General features: G+C 38.0%; 16 protein-coding genes. 7 read left to right on the top strand and 9 right to left on the bottom strand.

Features of this window, described 5'->3' with window-relative positions:
• The first annotated feature begins 81 nt into the window (after positions 1–81).
• Both LB454_RS09185 and dinB read left to right on the top strand, forming a co-directional pair.
• A complete protein-coding gene (locus tag LB454_RS09185; RefSeq protein ID WP_224464370.1) occupies positions 82–681 on the top strand; it encodes a Uma2 family endonuclease in 600 nt (199 codons plus the stop codon).
• A 190-nt stretch (positions 682–871) separates the two neighbouring features.
• Complete coding sequence (gene dinB / locus LB454_RS09180) at positions 872–1,975, top strand: DNA polymerase IV (RefSeq protein WP_224464369.1); 1,104 nt, start codon at positions 872–874, stop codon at positions 1,973–1,975.
• A 111-nt stretch (positions 1,976–2,086) separates the two neighbouring features.
• Here dinB and LB454_RS09175 read toward each other — a convergent pair whose 3' ends face one another.
• From LB454_RS09175 to xrtF, 7 genes are all read right to left on the bottom strand, one after another.
• On the bottom strand, positions 2,087–2,800 hold the full coding sequence (locus tag LB454_RS09175; RefSeq protein WP_224464368.1) for a heavy-metal-associated domain-containing protein: 714 nt from the start codon (positions 2,798–2,800) through the stop codon (positions 2,087–2,089).
• A gap of 17 nt (positions 2,801–2,817) precedes the next feature.
• Positions 2,818–4,518 (bottom strand): efflux RND transporter periplasmic adaptor subunit, encoded by a 1,701-nt coding sequence (locus LB454_RS09170; RefSeq protein ID WP_224464367.1) that lies wholly within the window; start codon positions 4,516–4,518, stop codon positions 2,818–2,820.
• Positions 4,518–5,780 (bottom strand): TolC family protein, encoded by a 1,263-nt coding sequence (locus LB454_RS09165; RefSeq protein WP_224464366.1) that lies wholly within the window; start codon positions 5,778–5,780, stop codon positions 4,518–4,520. Before LB454_RS09165 ends, LB454_RS09170 begins: the two co-directional genes overlap by 1 nt.
• A gap of 14 nt (positions 5,781–5,794) precedes the next feature.
• Positions 5,795–9,709 (bottom strand): efflux RND transporter permease subunit, encoded by a 3,915-nt coding sequence (locus LB454_RS09160; RefSeq protein ID WP_224464365.1) that lies wholly within the window; start codon positions 9,707–9,709, stop codon positions 5,795–5,797.
• Between the two features lie 209 nt (positions 9,710–9,918).
• Positions 9,919–10,317, bottom strand: a complete 399-nt coding sequence (locus LB454_RS09155; RefSeq protein ID WP_224464364.1) for an HYC_CC_PP family protein — start codon at positions 10,315–10,317, stop codon at positions 9,919–9,921.
• A gap of 17 nt (positions 10,318–10,334) precedes the next feature.
• Positions 10,335–10,772: an exosortase F system-associated membrane protein gene (locus LB454_RS09150; protein ID WP_224464363.1), complete on the bottom strand. Its 438-nt coding sequence runs from the start codon at positions 10,770–10,772 to the stop codon at positions 10,335–10,337.
• Complete coding sequence (gene xrtF / locus LB454_RS09145; RefSeq protein ID WP_224464362.1) at positions 10,765–11,316, bottom strand: exosortase family protein XrtF; 552 nt, start codon at positions 11,314–11,316, stop codon at positions 10,765–10,767. Before xrtF ends, LB454_RS09150 begins: the two co-directional genes overlap by 8 nt.
• Positions 11,317–11,451: 135 nt before the next feature.
• Here xrtF and LB454_RS09140 point away from each other — a divergent pair, with 135 nt between their 5' ends.
• Complete coding sequence (locus LB454_RS09140) at positions 11,452–11,913, top strand: GAF domain-containing protein (RefSeq protein ID WP_224464361.1); 462 nt, start codon at positions 11,452–11,454, stop codon at positions 11,911–11,913.
• Position 11,914: 1 nt separating this feature from the next.
• Here the strand turns inward: LB454_RS09140 and LB454_RS09135 are convergent, their stop codons facing one another.
• Positions 11,915–13,831, bottom strand: a complete 1,917-nt coding sequence (locus LB454_RS09135) for a polysaccharide biosynthesis protein (protein WP_224464360.1) — start codon at positions 13,829–13,831, stop codon at positions 11,915–11,917.
• Positions 13,832–14,005: 174 nt separating this feature from the next.
• Between LB454_RS09135 and LB454_RS09130 the strand changes: the two genes are divergently transcribed.
• From LB454_RS09130 to LB454_RS09115, 4 genes are read left to right on the top strand one after another with little or no spacing between them, the layout of a single operon-like run.
• Positions 14,006–14,770 carry a polysaccharide biosynthesis/export family protein gene (locus tag LB454_RS09130; RefSeq protein ID WP_224464359.1) on the top strand — a complete coding sequence of 255 codons (765 nt, stop codon included), beginning with the start codon at positions 14,006–14,008 and terminating at the stop codon, positions 14,768–14,770.
• 9 nt (positions 14,771–14,779) lie between these two features.
• A complete protein-coding gene (locus tag LB454_RS09125) occupies positions 14,780–17,173 on the top strand; it encodes a GumC family protein (protein WP_224464358.1) in 2,394 nt (797 codons plus the stop codon).
• On the top strand, positions 17,164–17,670 hold the full coding sequence (locus LB454_RS09120) for a C40 family peptidase (protein ID WP_224464357.1): 507 nt from the start codon (positions 17,164–17,166) through the stop codon (positions 17,668–17,670). Before LB454_RS09125 ends, LB454_RS09120 begins: the two co-directional genes overlap by 10 nt.
• A 13-nt stretch (positions 17,671–17,683) precedes the next feature.
• Positions 17,684–19,747, top strand: a complete 2,064-nt coding sequence (locus tag LB454_RS09115) for a ComEC/Rec2 family competence protein (RefSeq protein WP_322962863.1) — start codon at positions 17,684–17,686, stop codon at positions 19,745–19,747.
• Here the strand turns inward: LB454_RS09115 and LB454_RS09110 are convergent.
• Positions 19,744–20,283 (bottom strand): thioredoxin family protein, encoded by a 540-nt coding sequence (locus LB454_RS09110; RefSeq protein ID WP_224464355.1) that lies wholly within the window; start codon positions 20,281–20,283, stop codon positions 19,744–19,746. The two genes, LB454_RS09115 and LB454_RS09110, sit on opposite strands and share 4 nt — an antisense overlap.
• Between the last annotated feature and the right edge of the window lie 5 nt (positions 20,284–20,288).

The following is a 20,288-nucleotide window of genomic DNA, read 5'->3' as shown; positions in this document are numbered from 1 at the left end:
TGTGCGACTCCGGGGTGAAATAAGGGCCTGGTCACCCATTAAAATTTTAATTATCTTTATAATCTTCAAAATCTTTGCAGGATGAAACCAAAAGTCACTAAATTTTCACAACTGGATTTAAGTAAAACCTATACTTATGCCGATTATTTAACTTGGCAGTTTGATGAACGTTTAGAATTGATTAAAGGCTGGATTTACAAAATGAGTCCAGCACCAAGAAGATTGCACCAAAAAGTGGAAGGCAACTTACATGTTGAAATTGGACATTTTTTCAAAAAAAAAGAGTGTGAAGTTTACGAATCCCCATTTGATGTTCGACTACTCAAAAATAAAGGACAATCTGATAAAGAAATCACTACCGTTATACAACCCGATATTTGTGTGATTTGTGATTTGGAAAAACTTGACGACCGTGGTTGTCTTGGTGCCCCCGACTTGATCGTGGAAGTCCTTTCGCCTTCTACCATGAAAAAAGATTACTACGAAAAATTCAATCTCTATCAAGAAAATGGTGTTAAAGAATACTGGTTAGTCAACCCTGAAGGCAAGTCTTTGCAGATTTTTCATTTAGAAAACGATGAATACCTGGAATTTGATACGCTTGAAGAGAAAGACGAGATCATCACGTCCAAACTTTTTCCTGACTTAAAGTTTCCAATGACCAGTGTTTTTGAATATTAGAAAATATCGCGTCCTGCAAGTGTAGTTTTTGGAGTTAAAACTATCATTAGCTAACTATAGCCATCCCTAAAGGGATTTAACTTTAATAAAATTCCTCCGTGACCTCTGTGACTCCGTGGTGAAATGAAAACACAAAGTCACAGAGAACACAGAGGCTCATTTTCACACTCACTTTTCCCTATTTTTGCCTATGGATTTTCGAGATCATCTTCGCAAAATTATTCACGTCGATATGGATGCCTTTTATGCATCTGTAGAGCAATTGGACGACCCTAGTCTGGAGGGTAAAGCCCTTGCTGTTGGTGGAAGCTCCAAACGCGGAGTGGTGGCTGCAGCCAGCTACGAAGCCAGAAAATACGGAGTCAAAAGTGCGATGAGCGGCAGACAGGCTGCCCGACTTTGCCCTCACCTTATATTTGTGAGACCCAGGTTTGATCGCTACAAAGAGATCTCTCAGCAAATCCGCAAAATCTTTTTTGAATACACCGATTTGGTCGAGCCACTTTCTCTGGATGAGGCTTATCTGGATGTTACGGTAAACAAATTCAATTTTCCCAGCGCCACAGTTCTGGCCAAAGAAATCAGAGAAAAAATAAAAGCCAAAACCGGACTCAATGCTTCGGCGGGAATCTCCATCAACAAATTTATTGCTAAAGTCGCCAGCGACATCAATAAGCCTAATGGTCAAAAAACCATTCCACCAGAAGACGTCATCGACTTTTTAGAAAAGCTCGACATCAGAAAGTTTTATGGCGTGGGCAAAGTGACTCAGGATAAAATGTACCGCCTTGGGATTTTCACAGGCGCCGATCTCAAGCTCAAAACACTGGATTACCTCCAGGAGCATTTTGGAAAAAGCGGGCTGCATTACTACAATGTGGTACGTGGCATCCATCTGAGTGAAGTTAAACCCACCCGCATTCGGAAGTCACTCGGCGCGGAACGCACCTTTTCTGAAAATATTTCTTCAGAAATTTATATGCTCGAAAGACTAGACGACATTGCCGAAGAAGTAGAACGCCGACTTAAAAACAGCCAAGTGGCTGGCAAAACCATTACCTTAAAATTAAAGTACAGCGACTTTAGCATCCAGACCCGTAGCAAAACTCTCAAGTTGTTTATCGCTTCCAAGGCCCTGATTATGGAAGAAACCAAAGCTTTACTTTACCAGGAACCGATCAAAGATTCCATTCGGTTACTTGGAATTTCGTTATCCAATCTCAACACGGAAACTTCAAAACCCGTCAAAACCCCTTCGATTCCAAAAGAAGAACAGTTGAAGTTGCCGTTTTAGAAAACTTAATTTATATGAGGTTTCTCCGTGCCCTTTGTGTCTCCGTGGTGAATTAACAAACCACAAATGCACAGAGATCACAGAGATCACAGAGAATAAATATTTTAACTTCTAAAACAACAACATCCAAACCGCCATGACCAACATAATGGTGTTTTCGATAAAAGTCGCTTCAGTCATTGGTAAATTAAGTGCTGTCCCCAAACACGCACATTTGATTGTTTTTTTAGAAAACAAAGAGCGTGTCACGCCAATAGTTGTAATTCCAAGAACGATAATCGTCGCAACCAAAGCAATATCGAGTTCAAATCGCATCAGGAACATAAGTCCGAGGGCCGTTTCTAGAAAGGGATACACCCACCCATAAGCCGGTAAGACTTTTGCCAAAGGATCGTACATTCTGAACGACTCTGGAAAGCCCGTGTAATCCAGAAATTTGAAAAAACTAAACACAATATAAAAGAGTCCCATAAAGTCAAACATAAAACTGCTCAGCTCCCAGTCACGGAAATTCAATAAAATTGAAGCTGCCGTAATGTAACCAAAGATCAAAAATAAGGGAAACAACTGCTCGGCTTTAGATTTATCCTGGATGTTCTCTCCAGATTTATCTTCAAAATCTGACTGTTTGGATATCTTATATTTATCTGAAAGAGCTTCTTGCAGTGTTTCAATATCAATATGCTGTTCCATATCGATTTTAGCTTTTTCAGATTCTAAATCAACGCTCACTGATTTCACATTTTCCAATTTATTAATGTTGTCTTCTACACTGGCTTTACAGTGCTGGCAGGTCATGCCCGAAACTTTATAAGTATGTGTCATGGTTTTTAACTTTAAAATTAATTAATAGAATCAATTACGCTTCCACACTTTAGCATGGATGCTCCATAATACGGATTTTTCACTTCTTTGGAAAAACTCAGCCATCTGGCGCCTTCGCCTCTATCGGCCATGGGACATTGCTGAATGTAAATCGCATCACCATTTGGGTTGGATGCTTTGGCCATTGCAATTATATCTTCTGAAAGTTGTATAAAGGTATCTCTTAAATCGTCAATACCATTCAATTGATCAACTTCTTTAAATGTTTGGCGGTCCAATTTAGACAATCCAAAATTTACTTTTTTGTAAATAGCTTTTGAGGTTTCAAAGTCATCTGAAACCAAGGCATTTTTTAATTCAGAGTAGTCATTGATGAGTTTTTTTACCTCATCGGTTTGATCTGAAATAGCTTCAGAAGAAATTTCAGCATTAGCCTTATCTGAGTCGGATGAATCCTCATTCATCTTCATGTCCCCGTGATTGTGGCCAGATGAAGAAGAACCGCCGTCGGGATTCATCATACTCGGTTTATCAGAAAGTTGTGCTTCCGAATCTATGCTGAAAGCGCCGCGGGTTACCACTTCATCTCCTGCCTCCAGACCAGATAGGATTTCGATGAAATCTGAAGAAGAAGATCCTGTTTCTACTTCTTTCATTTTGAAATATACGCCGTTTTCATTCTCCAGTTGTTGATAGACCACTGATCGTTTACCCGTCCACAGCACAGCAGATTTTGGCACCATCAGAGCTTGGTTTTCAGCAGATTCTGATTTTGTATTCATCAACTCAGCCGTTATAAAGACGCCAGGCTTCAGGTTTCGATTCGGATTATAGATGACCACTCGCGCTTTAGCCGACCTTGAATTGGCATTCAAAACAGGAGAAACAAAAGTTACTTTGCCCGTTACATTATCTTCATTGGGAATACGAATCTTGAGCTCATCGCCATTATTGATTCGATTCAAATCGCTTTCGTACACATCTATAATCGCCCAAAGTGAGGATAAATCGGCTATGCGCATTAAATTTTGATCGGACTTTACATTATCGCCTTGCTTTACATTTAGACTTGAAATCACTCCATTTTTAGGAGATCTCAATTTCAATCTTGCATTTTCTAAGGATTGAATGTCGCTAACTGAAAGCTCATAGTTTTCAATTTTCTTGGTGATGCTTTTCAGGAGAACTTCATTGTTCTGTTGAGTGGCTAACTCTAATTCGTCTTTCAAGACTTGAATTTCTGGCGCATACAATTCAGCGATGACTTGCCCTTTTTGCACTTCTTCACCCTCTTCATTGATGTACAATCGTACAATTCGCGCCTTAAAATTGGCCGAAATGGACGACGTATTATCCTGATTAACTTCTAAGCGACCGGAAAAATTCATGTTCGATTTTGAAGCTTCTTCTCCTACCGTCATGGTTTCCACCTGAGCCAATTTACGGGCTGTTTTGCTCATTCTGATGGCTTCGGGATCGACGCCATCTTCCATCTTGCTGGCAGGAATCAAATCCATGCCACAAATGGGGCAGTCGCCAGGCTCGTCTTTACGAATTTGTGGATGCATGGAGCAGGTCCACACCGAATCGTCATTTTGTTCATGAGCATGGTCGTGTTTTTCGGTATTGCTTTCAGAAGAAAATAAAGTAGCACCAAGAAAAATACCAAGGCCTAAAATAAGCCCAGCGATTGCATATGTTTTGAATTTATTTTTCATCATTTTGAATTTGAAGTGAGGTAACCTAAGGTTTCATTTATTTTTTGAAGATCTGCCAGCGTTTTAGCTTTTTGCTTTTCATAAAGCAGACGCTCTTGTTGCAGGCGAAGAACTTCTTCAATTTCCATGGAAGCGTTGGCTAATGCGGTTTCTGAAAGTTGTAAAATGTCTTTTAAACTCGAAAGTTGTTTCTCGTACAAGTCCAAAAGACTGAAAAGTTCATCGCGTTGGTATTGAGCGACTTGAATTTCTGCTGCTATTTGTGTTTCTTCATTTTCCAATTGAAACTGGAGCGACTCGCCTTGAAGTGAAGCTGCCTTTTTTCTGGATTTATTTTTCTTTCCAAAAATGGGCAAACTCACCGAAAGCATGGGCATAATCGCATCCTGACCTGCATCGGCGGCCATCACATTGCGATCTTGAATAATGGCGTAATCCAGTCCGACTCCAAATTGTGGCAAAGCTTGTTTTTTAGCTAAAACACGTTCCGCTTTGTTAGATTCCTGCAAGTTCCGAATGGCTTCCAGTCTTGGATGGTTCTTAGAAATTGAATCTGTTTCCATAACGTCTTTTTGCTCCAAAATTTGTTCTGGATTTGGAATCAAAACCGGTGTTTTCAATTGCCGGTTCATCAATTGATTGAGCTGGGTGACCAATGCTTGATCCTGCTCTCTCAGCACTTCAATGCTACTTTTTTGTTTATCAATCTCCAAGTCGACTCTCAGGATATCCACCAAAATGGCTTTGTTGTTTTCGTAATTGGACTCCACAATGGCTTTTAAATCTTTTAAAATTTGAAGCTGTTCGGCTTCCAATTCAGCGATGTGTCTTAACGCAGATAGGTCGTAGTACTTTTCAGCAACATCGAGATATAACTTCAATTTTTGATCTTGAAATTTTTCAAATTCTGCTTCAGCCTGGTAGGCAGCGATATCGCCTTTGGATTTATAGGTGCCAAACCAAGGCAGCATTTGCGTCAATGAAAATCTGGCGATTTGTGGTCCAACCCGCGTTTCAATCGGACTGATGAAATACCCAAAACTCAAATTAGGGTCTTGCCAGGATTTGGCCTGAGTGACTCCTTCTAGCCGCGCTTCAAACGCCTTGTATTGCGCTTTCAATTCTAAGTTGTTTTCAGCAGCAGCAGTTTTCAACTCTTCAAGGCTTTGAGCCTTCATCTGAAAACCAAAAAACAGCAAAACAGCAACCAACAGAAGTTGAGTTGAAAAGCTAACTGGTTTTATATATTGAATTTTAAACATAAATTTTTATTTATTTATTTGAGTTCGATTTCTGAAGTGTTTTTCAACACTCTACTGTAAACGAGATAGAACAAAATCGGCAGTAAAAAATAGGTCAAACTTGCCATCAACATCCCGCCAAAGGCTGGAATCGCCATCGGTACCATAATATCCGAGCCTTTTCCTGTGGAAGATAAGACTGGCAAAAGGGCGATAACGGTAGTTACGGAAGTCATCACCGCTGGTCGAATTCGTTTCAATCCACCTTCCATGACCGCTTCGCGCAATTCTGCTTTAGACTTGGTCGGGTTGGCCTTGAATGATTGCCTTAAATAGGTGGCCATTAACACCGCATCATCAGTAGCAATGCCAAATAAAGCAATGAAGCCTACCCAAACCGCCACACTCAAATTGATGGTTTTCAGCTGAAAAATATCCCGCAAATTTTCTCCAAACCAACTGAAATTCAGAAACCAATCCTGACCATAAAACCAAATCATGATAAATCCACCACTAAAGGCCAAAGCAATCGACGAAAACACCATCAAACTGATGCGTACCGACTTGAACTGAAAGTATAAAATCAAGAAAATCACGACAAAAACGACAGGAATAATCATAGATAATCGCTTTTCAGAACGCACCTGATTTTCAAAACTTCCTGCAAATCTGTAGGTCACACCACTCGGAACTTTTAAGTTGCCCTTATCAATTTCAGCAAGAATAGCATCTCTTGCCGATTCCACTGCTGTGACTTCGGCAACGCCATCAGCACGGTCAAACAGCACATAGGAATTGAGAAAAGTCTCTTCACGTTTAATCATTTGTGGGCCTGGCTCATATTCAATATCCACTAGCTCTCCCAGTGGAATTTGTGTACCAGAAGAGGTAGAAATCAGCATATTTTCTATGACCTCGGGTGTATTTCTCAGTTCTCGTGGATAACGAACACGTACGTTGTAACGCTCACGACCTTCCACAGTTTGGGTAAGATTTTGACCGCCAATAGCAACAGAAATATAATCTTGCACATCGTTGATGCTCAATCCATATCGGGCTAAATTTTTCCTGTTGAGTTCTAAATGCAAATAAGGTTTAGCCACCACTCGATCGGCGAAAACCGCTTGGGTTTTGATGTTATCCACTTGTTTTAAAATGCCTTCTAGTTGTTGCCCAAAACTTTCAATGGTTTCTAAATCTGGACCAGAGACTTTGATGCCCATCGGCGCACGCATGCCAGTTTGCAACATCACTTGGCGTGTTTCAATAGGTTGTAATTTGGGCGCTGAAGTAATGCCTGGAATCCTGGTAACCTCTGCAATTTCATTCCAAATATCATCTGGCGATTCGATATGTTGACGCCAGTTTCTGAAGTAGTTGCCGTCTTCATCTTCGCTTAAAAACGGCTCGAAATCATTTTCTATTTCAAATAAAATCTTGGATTGAATTTCATCTGAATAGGCTTCATTCGATGTATTCTGAAAAACAAATTCAGTATTATCAAACCATAGCACATCTTCAGAATTATTGGTGATTTCAACCTGATTATTTTGAGTTTTTAAACCCTTCAATTCAAAAAACCCATCAGCATTTGTTTTGAAAGCCTGGCGTTTACCATTTTCATTCAAGATAAATTCAGGTTTATACGTAATCAGATTTTCAAACATGGAAATGGGCGCTGGATCGATAGCCGATTCTACACGACCCAATTTACCGACAACGGTTTCCACTTCAGGAATTTGCTTCACTAGAATATCCATCTGTTGAAGTTTATCTTTATTGAATTCGATACCCGAATGCGTCATACTGGTTGGCATCAAGATAAAACTGCCTTCAGCTAAACTTGGCATAAATTCTTTACCAATACTGGGGAAAGTTTCGTCCATGTGTTTCCAAAACCCAGTGTCTTCAATTGCAAAACCAAGTGCATTGGAAGCTTGTTGGGGATAATGAAACACCTTTGAAAAACCGAGCCAAATCATTAATCCTATAAAAATCGCAAAAATGGGAAGTACTAAAAAGGCTTTGACGTGTTTTAAAAAAAACGTCAAAATCTGTTCATAATACCGTTGCAGTAACAAATAAAACGTCAGTAACACACCTACCAAAATTCCTACAAAAACAATATTCGAGAACATGGATTGTTGTGGCCCTAAAGGCAACCAAAAATTGGAAAGTAACACTAAAACTCCTGCCACCAACACATAAAAATGAAGGTTTTTAAGCTTAAATTGTTCTGCATAAGTTTGGTAGGAAACGAAATAACTTATGGCATAAAGCAAAATAAATACCCCTAACCAAAATTCATAAAAAATCGTCCAAACGCCTATAATTCCTAAGAAAGCATTGAGATAATAAGCTGTTTTTGTTTTGTTGATTTTAATCTTGAAAGCAAAATACATCAAGCTTGGCAAAACTAAAACAGTAACCAAAAACGCCGCAATCAGCGCAAAGGTTTTGGTATAAGCTAAGGGAATAAAGAGTTTTCCTTCGGCAGCTTCCAAGGCAAACACAGGCACAAAACTGATGACGGTAGTTAACACCGCCGTTAAAATTGCTGAACTCACTTCGGCTGAACCTTTGTAGATGTTTTTGACTAAGGAATTTTTTGGTGAGTCTTCCAATTTCTTCAAGACATTTTCAGAAAGGATAATCGCCAAATCAATCATGGTCCCGATGGCAATAGCAATACCAGATAAGGCCACAATATTGGCTTGCACATTGAAGAATTTCATGGCGATAAACACCAGTAATACCGAAATCGGTAAGACCGCCGAAATCACCACCGAAGCCCGCAAGTTGAACACAATGATAATCACCACCAAAAGGGCGATAATCAACTGTAAACTAATGGCTTCTTCCAGCGTTCCAATGGTTTCATTGATCAATTCGGAGCGGTCGTAAAAAGGCACAATTTTCAGCTGACTTTCGGTGCCGTCTGCCAGTGTTTTACTGGGCAAACCAGGAGAAATTTCTTCAATTTTCTCTTTGATATTGGTAATGGCCTGCATGGGATTGAAGCCGTCGCGAGCCACCACAACACCACCCACCACATCGGCGCCTGCCTTGTCGAGAATACCACGACGTTGTGCCGGACCTGTTTTAATGTTGGCGACATCTTTTAGATAAATCGGTACGTTTTGATACTCATCAACCACGATAGATTCAAAATCTTCAAGGTTTTCTAAATAGCCTAAACCTCTAACGATATATTCGACTTGATTGATTTCTAAAGTTTTGGCTCCTACATCCCGATTGCTTTCTTTCACCGCTTTAGCGACTTGCATCAAGGAAATCCCATACGACTTCAAGGCGTCGGGATTGACATCGATTTGGTATTCTTTCACGAATCCACCGATTGAAGCAATTTCAGAAATGCCTTTGGCACTGCTCAAGCCGTATTTCACATAAAAGTCTTGTACGCTTCGGATTTCGTCGAGATTCCAGCCTCCAGTGGGTTCATTGTTTTTATCTCTGGGTTCTAGCGTGTACCAAAAGACCTGACCAAGAGCCGTGGCATCCGGGCCTAACGTGGGCTTGGCTTCAGCAGGTAAAAGTCCCTGAGGAATGGAGCTGAGTTTCTCGAGAATACGAGAACGCGACCAGTAGAATTCGACATCGTCTTCAAAAATGATGTAAATGCTGGAAAAGCCAAACATGGAATTGCTACGCACCGATTCTACGCCAGGCAAACCCAGCAAATAGGTAGTTAACGGATAGGTGATCTGGTCATCGATATCCTGAGGAGAACGCCCTGGCCATTCGGTAAACACGATTTGCTGATTGGCGCCTGTATTAGGAATCGCATCTACAGGAATGGGGTTTTTAGGCAAAAATGAATCTGCCCATTGAAAGGGTGAGACCATCAAGCCGCCAATGACGATTGCAGCCAATAGTATAAATGACACCAGGCGCTGGTTCAGAAAAAATTTGATAATCTTATTCAACATAAGTATTTGATATTAAAAAACCTTTTTTTTGAAATGTTAAATGTGGTTTCAGCTATTGTCTGTTCGAGTGGTTTTTTGAATGAAGCCTTGCGGAATTCAAAAACAGTGTATCGAGAACCATTACGCAGTGAGCTCTCGATACAATTTCAATTTGTTTTTTGCCAAAAACGAATTGAAACCACACGAGATGACAGAAAAGTTTTAATAAATCAAATAAGGAAGACTTGATGTAAAATTTGAAAATCCCGATGGTATTGGGGAGGGTCGTAAATTTCAGTTGATGCAGTTTCCTGAGAAGGAAAATCAAGTAAATTGAAATGTATCAAGCTGAATATCGCAAATTCCAAAGGGATATCGAGATCAAATTCAGCCTTAGACAACTGAAGTTCATCTTGACCTTCTATGATTTCAACCTCATCATCGCAACACTCAGATTTTTCTTCTGAAGGATGGTTTTGATGCATCTCGCAAGGCTCAGCTTGAGCTAAAACCGCTTTATCCATCATGATGTTTCCACAATAGTGAATTCCTACCGTGAAAGACAGGGTAGAAAACAGCACGAGAAGTGCCAAGAAAAGGGATGCTATTTTGGAAACTAAAGTTTTCACACTACAAAAGTAAGCAATTATTTCTCTCTGACATTTTTCTTTTGATAGTAAAAGGCTGGTAATAAAATTAATACAAAGATAGGCTGAATCAAAAAACGGCGGATATAGAAAATAATAAGGTAGTTTTCTTTTTGCATGTCGCTGATAAAGAACCATAATGTAGCCATCAAAACCACAAAGGCAAGCCCGTAAAAAGACGCTGAAAACAAAAGTGTTCTTTTGGATTGAAACGCTAACCATATAATGGCTAAGGATAGAGCTGTGTTGAATAAGTACCTTGTAGCAGTATTGAATAACACGTGAAATGTATTGAATTGTGGAGCTTCCGCATAACTAAACTCAGTTCTATAGAACTCTAGCAAGGCATCTGGAAACAACTCATGCTCAAAAAAACGAACCAGGGCTAAGCCAAGAATAAGAATGCCTATCAATCCAAATCTAAGGAGCTTACTCATCGACTGTGTTTAGGTTAGTTTTATAATTTCTTATCCAAAAAATCCAAAGCAAAAAGACAAATCCATAAATAAAAATCGGGAATAAAGTACCGTGCATAAGTTCCTGGTATTTGGGGATTTCATAAATCCCTATGGTGAGGAGAGCTATGCGCAACACATTGAAAACGTAGATCAAAACGCTTCCGGCAAATATGAACAGCAGAGTAGTCTTCCAGTCTTTTTTGAAAGCCAGAATAAAGGATAAAAATAATATAATTACACTTACAGCATTGCAGCCTTCTACCACTCTTACAAGGTATTTGCCATCGATTCCCAATCGCATAGACGGATCAAAATGACTGGGAATCATTTTCGTCTCATAACCGAAGAAATTGACCAGGCTTTCAGTTTGTAAAGCGACGATATGAGTGATGGGTTCTGGAAAATAGACCTCTGAATCTGCATTGTCTAGGTAAAACTGGTAACCAAGCGTAAAAACGATATAGGTCCCAAAGAAAATCCCCAGGAACTTGATTACCGCTTTATTTTTTTTAAAAATTTCCAACTTTATAGGTCTAATTTCAAGTTTCTGACGTCAAATTGCACATCAGGTTGATTTGAAAATATTTAACAAATTTATAGAAAATGGCCTATCTGAAATGCTATTATAATAAATACTTTTGCGCAAAATTGTAATATTATGAGTTTCGAGAATTTAAAGCCAGAAATTGAAAAGATTCTTACGCAAGAGAATCTAGACCTTAACCATAGATTGACCGAAGTGTGTGACCTGCTTCAAACTAAAGTTGAAACGTATGACTGGGTTGGTTTCTATTTTAAAAACGGTGATAAACGTGAACTCATTTTAAAGGCTTTTGCAGGCGAACCTACCGACCATACCATTATCCCTTTTGGAAAAGGAATTTGCGGTCAAGTAGCAGAATCCAACCAAAACTTTGTGGTCGATGATGTCTCGGCTCAGGATAACTATATCGCTTGTAGTATAAACGTAAAGTCTGAAGTGGTGATCCCATTATTCGTAAATGGAGAAAATATTGGACAAATTGATATTGATTCCCACACTAAAAAAGCTTTTTCTCAAGAAGATGAAGACTTTTTAACCTGGATAAATGCTCAGGTGAGTAAACAACTCGAGGTATAACTTAAATTGCGTTTTTTTGCCGTTCGGATTCTGTTAGAGGTATAAATTCGGGCACTAGCTTTTTAAGGACTTCCACTGATTTTAATACGTTATTATTTGAGATTTGATTTTGAAGGTTATTGAGTAAAATCAATTTTTCACTATCAAAGTCATAGCTTGCTTTAGCTATCAGTATTTTTTGATGATGAGTGGGTAAGGTATTTTCTTTATCTGCCAGTAGTTCTTCATATAACTTTTCTCCTGGTCTTAAGCCCGTGTAGACAATATCGATATCTTCAAAAGGAACAAATCCAGACAAGCGAATCATCTGCTTAGCGAGATCTGTTATTTTGACTGGTTTTCCCATGTCAAACACATAAATTTCACCACCGTTCCCCATAGCTCCTGCTTCCAGCACAAGTTGACATGCCTCGTCGATGGTCATAAAATACCTTGTAATCTCTGGGTGAGTAACGGTCACAGGACCAAGATTTTCTATTTGTTTTTTGAAATGAGGAATTACAGATCCGTTGGAACCTAACACATTTCCAAATCGTGTAGTTATAAATCGCGTAGTAATCGATTTGTCTCTTGCAATGGACTGCAAATATATTTCGGCACTCCGCTTGGAAGCCCCCATGATGTTTGTAGGGTTTACAGCTTTGTCTGTAGAAACAAAAACAAATCTGGAGACCTTAAACTTTACAGCTAGATCTGTCAGATTTCTTGTTCCCATAAAGTTGACATCCAAAGCCTCAATCGGGTTGGCTTCCATCATTGGCACATGCTTATAGGCAGCTCCGTGGAAAACAACTTCTGGCTGAAAATGATCAAATATGGCCTCCAGGCGTTTGTAATTTCTAACGTTGGCTATAATTTTTTCAAAATGAAGGTTTGGATAATTGGATTCCAATTCTAAGCTCATATGGTGTAGTGGGGTTTCCGCCTGATCTAGCATCAATATTTTTTTGGGCTCAAAGCGAATGAGCTGTCTCACAATATCGCTACCTATAGATCCAGCCGCTCCTGTCACTAGTATGACCTTGTCTTTGTAGATGGACTTCAGCTTCTCGCGCTGAAGTTTGATGGGTGTTCTTTGAAGTAGATCTTCCAGATTAACTTTTTTAATTTCAGAAGAAATGGATTCTCCGCTCCAATCCTGAAGATCTGGAAGTTTATAGATTTTGAGATTCAACTCCAGAAGTTGATTCAATATATCAGAATCTGCAATTGCTAATTCTCTTAACTTTTGACTGGAGACGATTACAGAAGTTCCTCCTCGTATTTTTTTATGGCTTAATTGTTCTAAAGTGACGATTGGGAGAGTAAGGATTCTTGTTCTTTTCAACTTAGTAATTTCACTTATAAAACCCACAATATCAAAACTAGTTCTTGAGTCTGAAATAATGCTTTCTGCTAAAGCAACATCTGTGAGGCTAGTTCCTAACAAATAAGCTTTGGTTGAAGTAGAATCTGCATAAATAAGTTGATAAGCTCTTTTTACGATCACTCGAAACAAAAACAACATGGAGAAAACAATAAATCCATAAATTATCGCACCACCATTGACAAGGATTTTGGTTTGATAAACACTGTAAATGATCTCGTTGATAATTATAAGAGAGGCAACCGTTGTAATTGTAGTTTGCAGCTGTTTTATAGAATCTTTGAATCCCGTATATCTCACTATACCTGCGTAAGATTTAAAAATCAGAAAAAATAAAATCTGAATGGTAACTAAGGAGACAAATTCCCAATTGAAGTGAACGAACTTAAGTTTACCTTCACTTACCGAGGAGATAAGAAAAAAAGTAAACTGGGCCGATAATATGGAAATACATATATCAATTAAGAGTATAACGAATCTAGGCACATAGTTGCGGGCAAGTCGTTTTAAAATTTGCAAGCTGAAGCGCTTAAGTACAAGGATAAAGTTCATTTCAATTGGTTAAGATTCAAATGGATAAGCAAATTTACTTATAAATTTGACACTTGTCCACTTTGTGCTTTATTAAAAACATATTTACGTATATATTTAGTTTTAAGACCAAAAGACTTTCTTTTAAATAAAAAATTGCGCTTATTTGTATTAAATTTGATTAACAAAATCTTAATGAAACAATCCTTCCTATTTCTGTTGCTACTTGTAATCATGAGCTGTTCGACAAGAAAAGAAATCGTGTATTATCAAGATATTGATGATAGAGAATTTTCTACAATTGAATCGATTAATTCTCATCCTAAAATACAAATCAATGATATTTTAAATATCTCGACAGCTGCCTTAAATCCAGAAAGTGTATTGCCTTTCAGCTTTAATACAGGTGAAAATACTTCTATGCAGCCACGTCAGGTAGAACTTTTAAAATTAACCGGCTATTTGGTCAACAGTGACGGAGAAATCAATTTTCCACAGCTAGGAAAAATTCACGTCCGGGGTAAAACTACTCAGGAAATACAAGACATGCTTGAAGAGAAACTATCTCTTTACATAAAAAATCCAACAGTGAATGTTAGAATCATAAATTACAAGTTCACAGTACAGGGCGAAGTGAGACAGCCCGGGACTTTTGAGATCATCGAAGAAAACATGACCCTACCACAGGCCCTTGGATTGGCAGGAGATTTGACCATAAATGGGAAAAGAGAAAACGTCATGATTTTTCGCCAAGAAGGAGAGAAAAGGGAGGTCAAGCGAATTGATCTTACACAATCTGATTGGGTAAATACAGAATTTTATTTTATTAAGCCCAACGATATTATTTATGTAGAACCTAATAATCCACGTGTTAAATCCGCTGGATTTGTAGGAAATGTTGGTACTGTCATTTCAGTTATTTCCATTATATTCTCTGCCATAGTATTACTTGCTCGATAACCTCTTCTTATGGAAAACCAAAACTCACATCTTAATTCAGCTTCAAGTCCGGAAGACAGCAGTGAAGACCTCAAAAAAATTGTACTTCAGTACTTAAAATACTGGCCCTGGTTTATCATTTGTCTTGTCATATCAGTGTCTCTCGCCTTTATCTATTTACGGTATTCAACAAATATTTATCAAACCAATGCTCAGGTAAAAGTTCTTAAAGATCAAAGCGGGCTTGATTTATCTGGATTACAGGGTGGCTCCCCGCTCATAGATATGAGTAAGGTCAATTTAGAAAATGAAAGAAGTGTTTTAAAATCTAGAAGGATTTCAACAAAGGTGGTTGAAACCTTGGGGTTGACTAGCAGCTATTTCAAATCTGGTAATTTTAAAAGTTCAGAAATTTGGGAAGATGAGAGGCCATTTAAAGTCTCGTGGATAGAAAATGACTCTGTCTATGATACAGGGACGCCACTTTATACGGTTGAATTTTCATCTTTGAACGAATTTGAGATCAAAAATCCAGAAACAAATTTTTCAAAGAAATTTACTGTAGGAGAACCCATGGATGTGGAAGGCTATCCACTGGTACTTAATTTTAATCCAGATTATAATGGAGATATAACCCAGCTCAAGGGATCTACGTTTAACTTCAATTTCCGTTCTTTATCTCAGGCCGTAAGCTCGCTTACAAGTAAGGTCAGCGTTGAACCTCTTGGTGACAGAAGTGAAGTTTTAGACATTTCTATGAAAGGTCAAAACAAAGCTAAAAATGAAGCCATTCTGAATGCGCTTATCGATCAATTTAATGCCGATGGAATTGATGATAACCGATTGGTAGCCAAGAGAACTGAAGAATTTGTCATAGAACGTCTGGAGTTTCTGGTAAGTGAACTGGATACGGTAGAAAGCGGACTTGTAAGTTTTAAAAGTGAAAATGACATTGTAGAAATTGAGAATAACGCCACCGCTTTGTTTGGTAAAAGTTCTGAAGCAGAATTGCGAGTATTCGAAATAAGCAACCAACTGTCGTTGACCAAAAACTTTAAAGAAGAGCTTTTAAGACAGGACGAATATGATTTGCTTCCAGCACGCATAGGAATTACAAATGATAACATCAACAGTTTTACTCAAACCTACAATGAGAAAATCTTAGAAAGAGATCGCTTACTTATATCATCTACGCTTGAAAATCCAACCGTAAAAGAGGCCGAAAAGTTGATTGGTCAACTGAGAAAAAACATTCTCAACACCATCAATAATTACATAAGCAGTCTAGAATATTCTCTGAAAGAAGTAAAACGTAGAGAGCGTGAATTTGATTCAAATATTGGAAAACTACCAGAGCAGGAAAAAGAAATAAGAAACATAAAACGCCAGCAAGCAGTTAAGGAAAAGCTTTATTTGTTTTTACTTCAGAAAAGAGAAGAGGCCGCACTTTCCTACGCTATTACAGCACCAATTATAAAGGTAGTAGATTATGCTTACACCCAGCCAACGCCCGTGAGTCCAAAATCTCAAATCATACTTCTCTCCAGCATGGTTATTGGCCTTGTAGTTCCTTTTGGAGTGCTTTACATACTCTTCTTGTTTGATACCAAAATTAAAACCAAAGACCAGATACGAGCCTTTTTACCTAATATGCCTATTGTTGCAGAAGTTCCTCAACATCAAGAAAAAGAAAATAAGGTAATTTTACCTAATGACAGATCATCGATTGCAGAATCTTTCAGGATCATGAGGACCAACCTCAATTTTATGAGCATGAAGAGCCAGGATTCAGCATCAAATTCTGAGGTGGTTTTTGTGACCTCAACGACTAAAGGTGAAGGTAAAACCTTTGTAGCTATCAATCTTGCCTCATCCCTTGTAGCGGCCAAAAAGAACGTTTTATTAGTTGGATGTGACCTTAGAAACCCACAGATTCATAATTATCTCAACTTAAGAAAAGATCATATTGGAGTTTCCAATTACTTATACGATGATAGTATTTCCTTTGAGGAGTTGATCATCAAAAATGCTATTGATGAATTGGATCTGGATGTTATCCTCTCAGGTGATATTCCTCCAAATCCAGCTGAAATGTTGATGAGTTCTAAATTTAAGCAGCTACTTGAAGAGGCAAAACTAAAATATGATTACGTTATAATCGATACAGCACCAACTATTCTGGTGACCGATACAATTCTGATATCCAAATATGCGGATATAACCTTATACATCACAAGAGCTGGTTATACAGACACAAGATTGTTACCACATATCAGAGACATTCAAGACCAAAAAAAGCTTGTAAACATGGGAGTAGTTATCAACGGATTGGATGAAAGCGGAATAAATGCCTACAACTATGGATATGGGTATGGGTATGGAGAAAATTTACAAAAAAAGAAATCCTGGAAGTTTTGGCAATAACTAATAGTCTTAAAAGAAGATACTTTAATTTACTTTTTTGTGCCTTTGCTTTAGTACTTATATCCTGCGGTGGTTCCAAAAAAGCAAAGCAGGCCGAAATTGAGAGAGCAAATAAAGTTACAAGTATTGTCAATTATTCAAAGACTTATCTCGGAACTCCATACAAATATGGAGGAATGGCTCCGTCTGGAATGGATTGTTCTGGATTATTACAGCTTTCTTTTTCAAGATACGGTATTGAATTACCAAGAACAACCCGGCAAATGTCAAAAATTGGAGACAAGGTAAAGCTGAAACAAGTTGAAGAAGGAGATCTTATTTTCTTTAGAACTTCCAAAAGAGGCGGAAGGGTAAATCATGTAGGACTGGTTGTAAACAAAACTAATAAAACCATTGATTTTATTCATTCAAGTACGTCTCAGGGTGTCATGATTTCTTCTATCAACAATCCCTATTGGAAAAAAAATTACGTAAAAAGCAGGCGAGTGATTTATTAATCTAGACTTACATATGATGAAGTATGCTAACCTTTCTTTACTGCAAGTGTGTATAGTATTCTTCATTGGAATTTGGTTAGGATTCACAGATTTTGGGTTTACTTATTCAGTTTATTTCTATTTAAGTTTATCTCTCTTTGTTCTCTTTATTATTTCATTTTTGATGTCTAGATCGCATTCAAAATTGAAATTAGTATTTTCAAGTATTGCCCTTTTATTGGTTTGTAGCTTAGGCCTCATTAAAACCAAAACACATTTACCAAAACACCAGAAGGCACATTTTACTCACAAATTACCAAAGGTTTTATTACAGGACGAGTACATCAGTTTTGAAGGAAAAGTTGTAAAAACACTTAAGCCAAATGCTTATAAAGACAAATTTGAAGTTGATTTACAATCCTTAAACGGACAAGCGGTGAGTGGCAAAGTTTTGTTTCAAATTCCTGTGTCTTCAGGAACACCGATAAAATCAAACTCCAAACTATCAGGTTTTGGTCAACTAAAAGCATTTCAAGATCCCCAAAATCCTCAGCAGTTTAATTACAAAGATTATATGGCAACGCAACAGATGAGCCATGTCATCGACTCAAAAATACATGAAATTGTGGTTGAAAAACAGGCTGTGTTCAGTTTTGTAGGCCTGGGAGAGAAAGCCAGACAAAACATAAAGGAGTCGTTACAAAATCACAATTTTACCAAAGAACAAATGGGCATCATACAGGCTCTTCTTCTTGGTCAAAAACAAGATATAGACCCAGAAACCTATGATAGATTTTCCAAAGCTGGGGTAGTTCACATTCTGGCAGTTTCTGGCTTACATGTAGGGATTATACTTATTATTTTACGCTTTTTGTCAAGAGGGTTTCTTAGGTTTAAACACGGCAGGTTCTACCGGGGTGGTTTCGTATTAGTTGGAATTTGGGGGTTTGCAACTCTGGCCGGCTTCTCGCCTTCTGTTTTGAGGGCTGCTGTCATGTTCTCTTTCTTGAGCTTTGCTCTCAATAACAGACGAAAAACCAGCGCGATAAATACTTTAGCCATGTCTGCAGTATTCCTGTTGATGTTTAACCCTTATTTTATCTTCCAGGTGGGTTTCCAATTAAGCTACTTAGCCGTGGTGAGTATCGTCACTCTACAATCTAGGCTTTCAAAAATTTACCGACCTAAATTTTGGCTGGATAGAAAGATATGGGACATTATAACAGTGACTATTACCGCTCAGCTAGGTGTTTTGCCACTAAGCCTTTACTATTTTCATCAGTTCCCTGGCTTGTTTATCTTAAGTAATTTGTTAATTCTACCAGGGCTAGGGATTCTTTTAGGAGGTGGTATTTTGATGATTTTGTTGAGTCTTACAGATAGTCTACCTGACTTTTTAAGTTCACTATATGGATATCTGTTAGATCTGTTATTGGCCATTGTCAATTGGATTTCCTCCAAAGAAGATCTTGTTTTTTCAGACATTTACTTTACAAAATCAATGCTCATCACTAGCATACTCTTACTTTTTAGTCTAATCCTCTGGAATTCGAGACGAAAATTACTAAGCTATTCTCTTCTGAACTTGTCTCTACTTGCTGTAATAGTAATAACTCATTTAGAATTTCGTAATCAACTTCAACAGAAAGAACACGTTATCTTTCAAACCTATAGAACCTCTCAACTAGGAATTTTGAATGGTTCTTTTCTGAATTTGTACAGTGATAAAACTTATCCTAAAGATTCTATTATGGGAATTTATCATATCAAGAATTATAAAACCCTTAAAGGAGTTGACACTGTTGAGCTAAAAGGCTTTAAATCAATTTATAAATTTAATGAGCACAGAGCTTTTTTTGTCTTGGATAGTACAGCAGTCTACCCAAAGCAAGGCTTTGAGCCCTATTATGTTCTTCTCAAAAATTCACCAAATATCAATTTGGATAGAGTTATTTCAGAAATAAAACCTAAGCAGATCATTGCCGATGGAAGTAATTACAAGTCTGATGTAGAACGCTGGCAAAATACCGCTAGGACATTCAATGTGAAATTTCACTCCACCTGGGAAAATGGGGCCTTTATTTTTCCTAAAGACTAGTTTTTGAAAGTTCCTTCAAAATCTGATTGATATTCCTGCCATGCTTCTTGAGTATTAAGCTCTTTATAAGCGTCTGTAGCAATCATCTTAAGATAAATCTCAAGTTGCTCTGCCGTTCTGTACCCTACAACTGGAGATATAACATTAGACTCTTCATCAAAAAAAACAACTGTAGGATAGGCATTGACTTTTAAAGCATGTGCAAAGAAGTGCTGAGCATTTCGCTTTCCTTTCCGATCTGGTTTATAATTTGGGTTGGTATAATCGAAATCCTGATAGGTCACTTTTTCTGTCCCTTCAGCATTGAACTTGACTGGATAATAGTGTTTATTTACATATTTGATTAAATCCGGATTCGAAAAGGTGTTTTTATCCATCTGCTTGCAAGGGCCACACCAATCGGTATAAATATCTGCAAATATTTTTTTAGGCTTCTTTTGCTGGGCTTCCAAAGCTTCATTCATAGTCATCCATTCAATCTGAGCATGAATAGAATTGATTATAAACAGCATTAAAACTAAATGTAGATACTTCATAGTGG

Source organism: Psychroflexus montanilacus (assembly GCF_020164535.1).
GTDB lineage: Bacteria > Bacteroidota > Bacteroidia > Flavobacteriales > Flavobacteriaceae > Psychroflexus > Psychroflexus montanilacus.
Note: the sequence above shows the minus strand (reverse complement) of the source record. Positions and strands in the feature narration are given on the sequence as shown.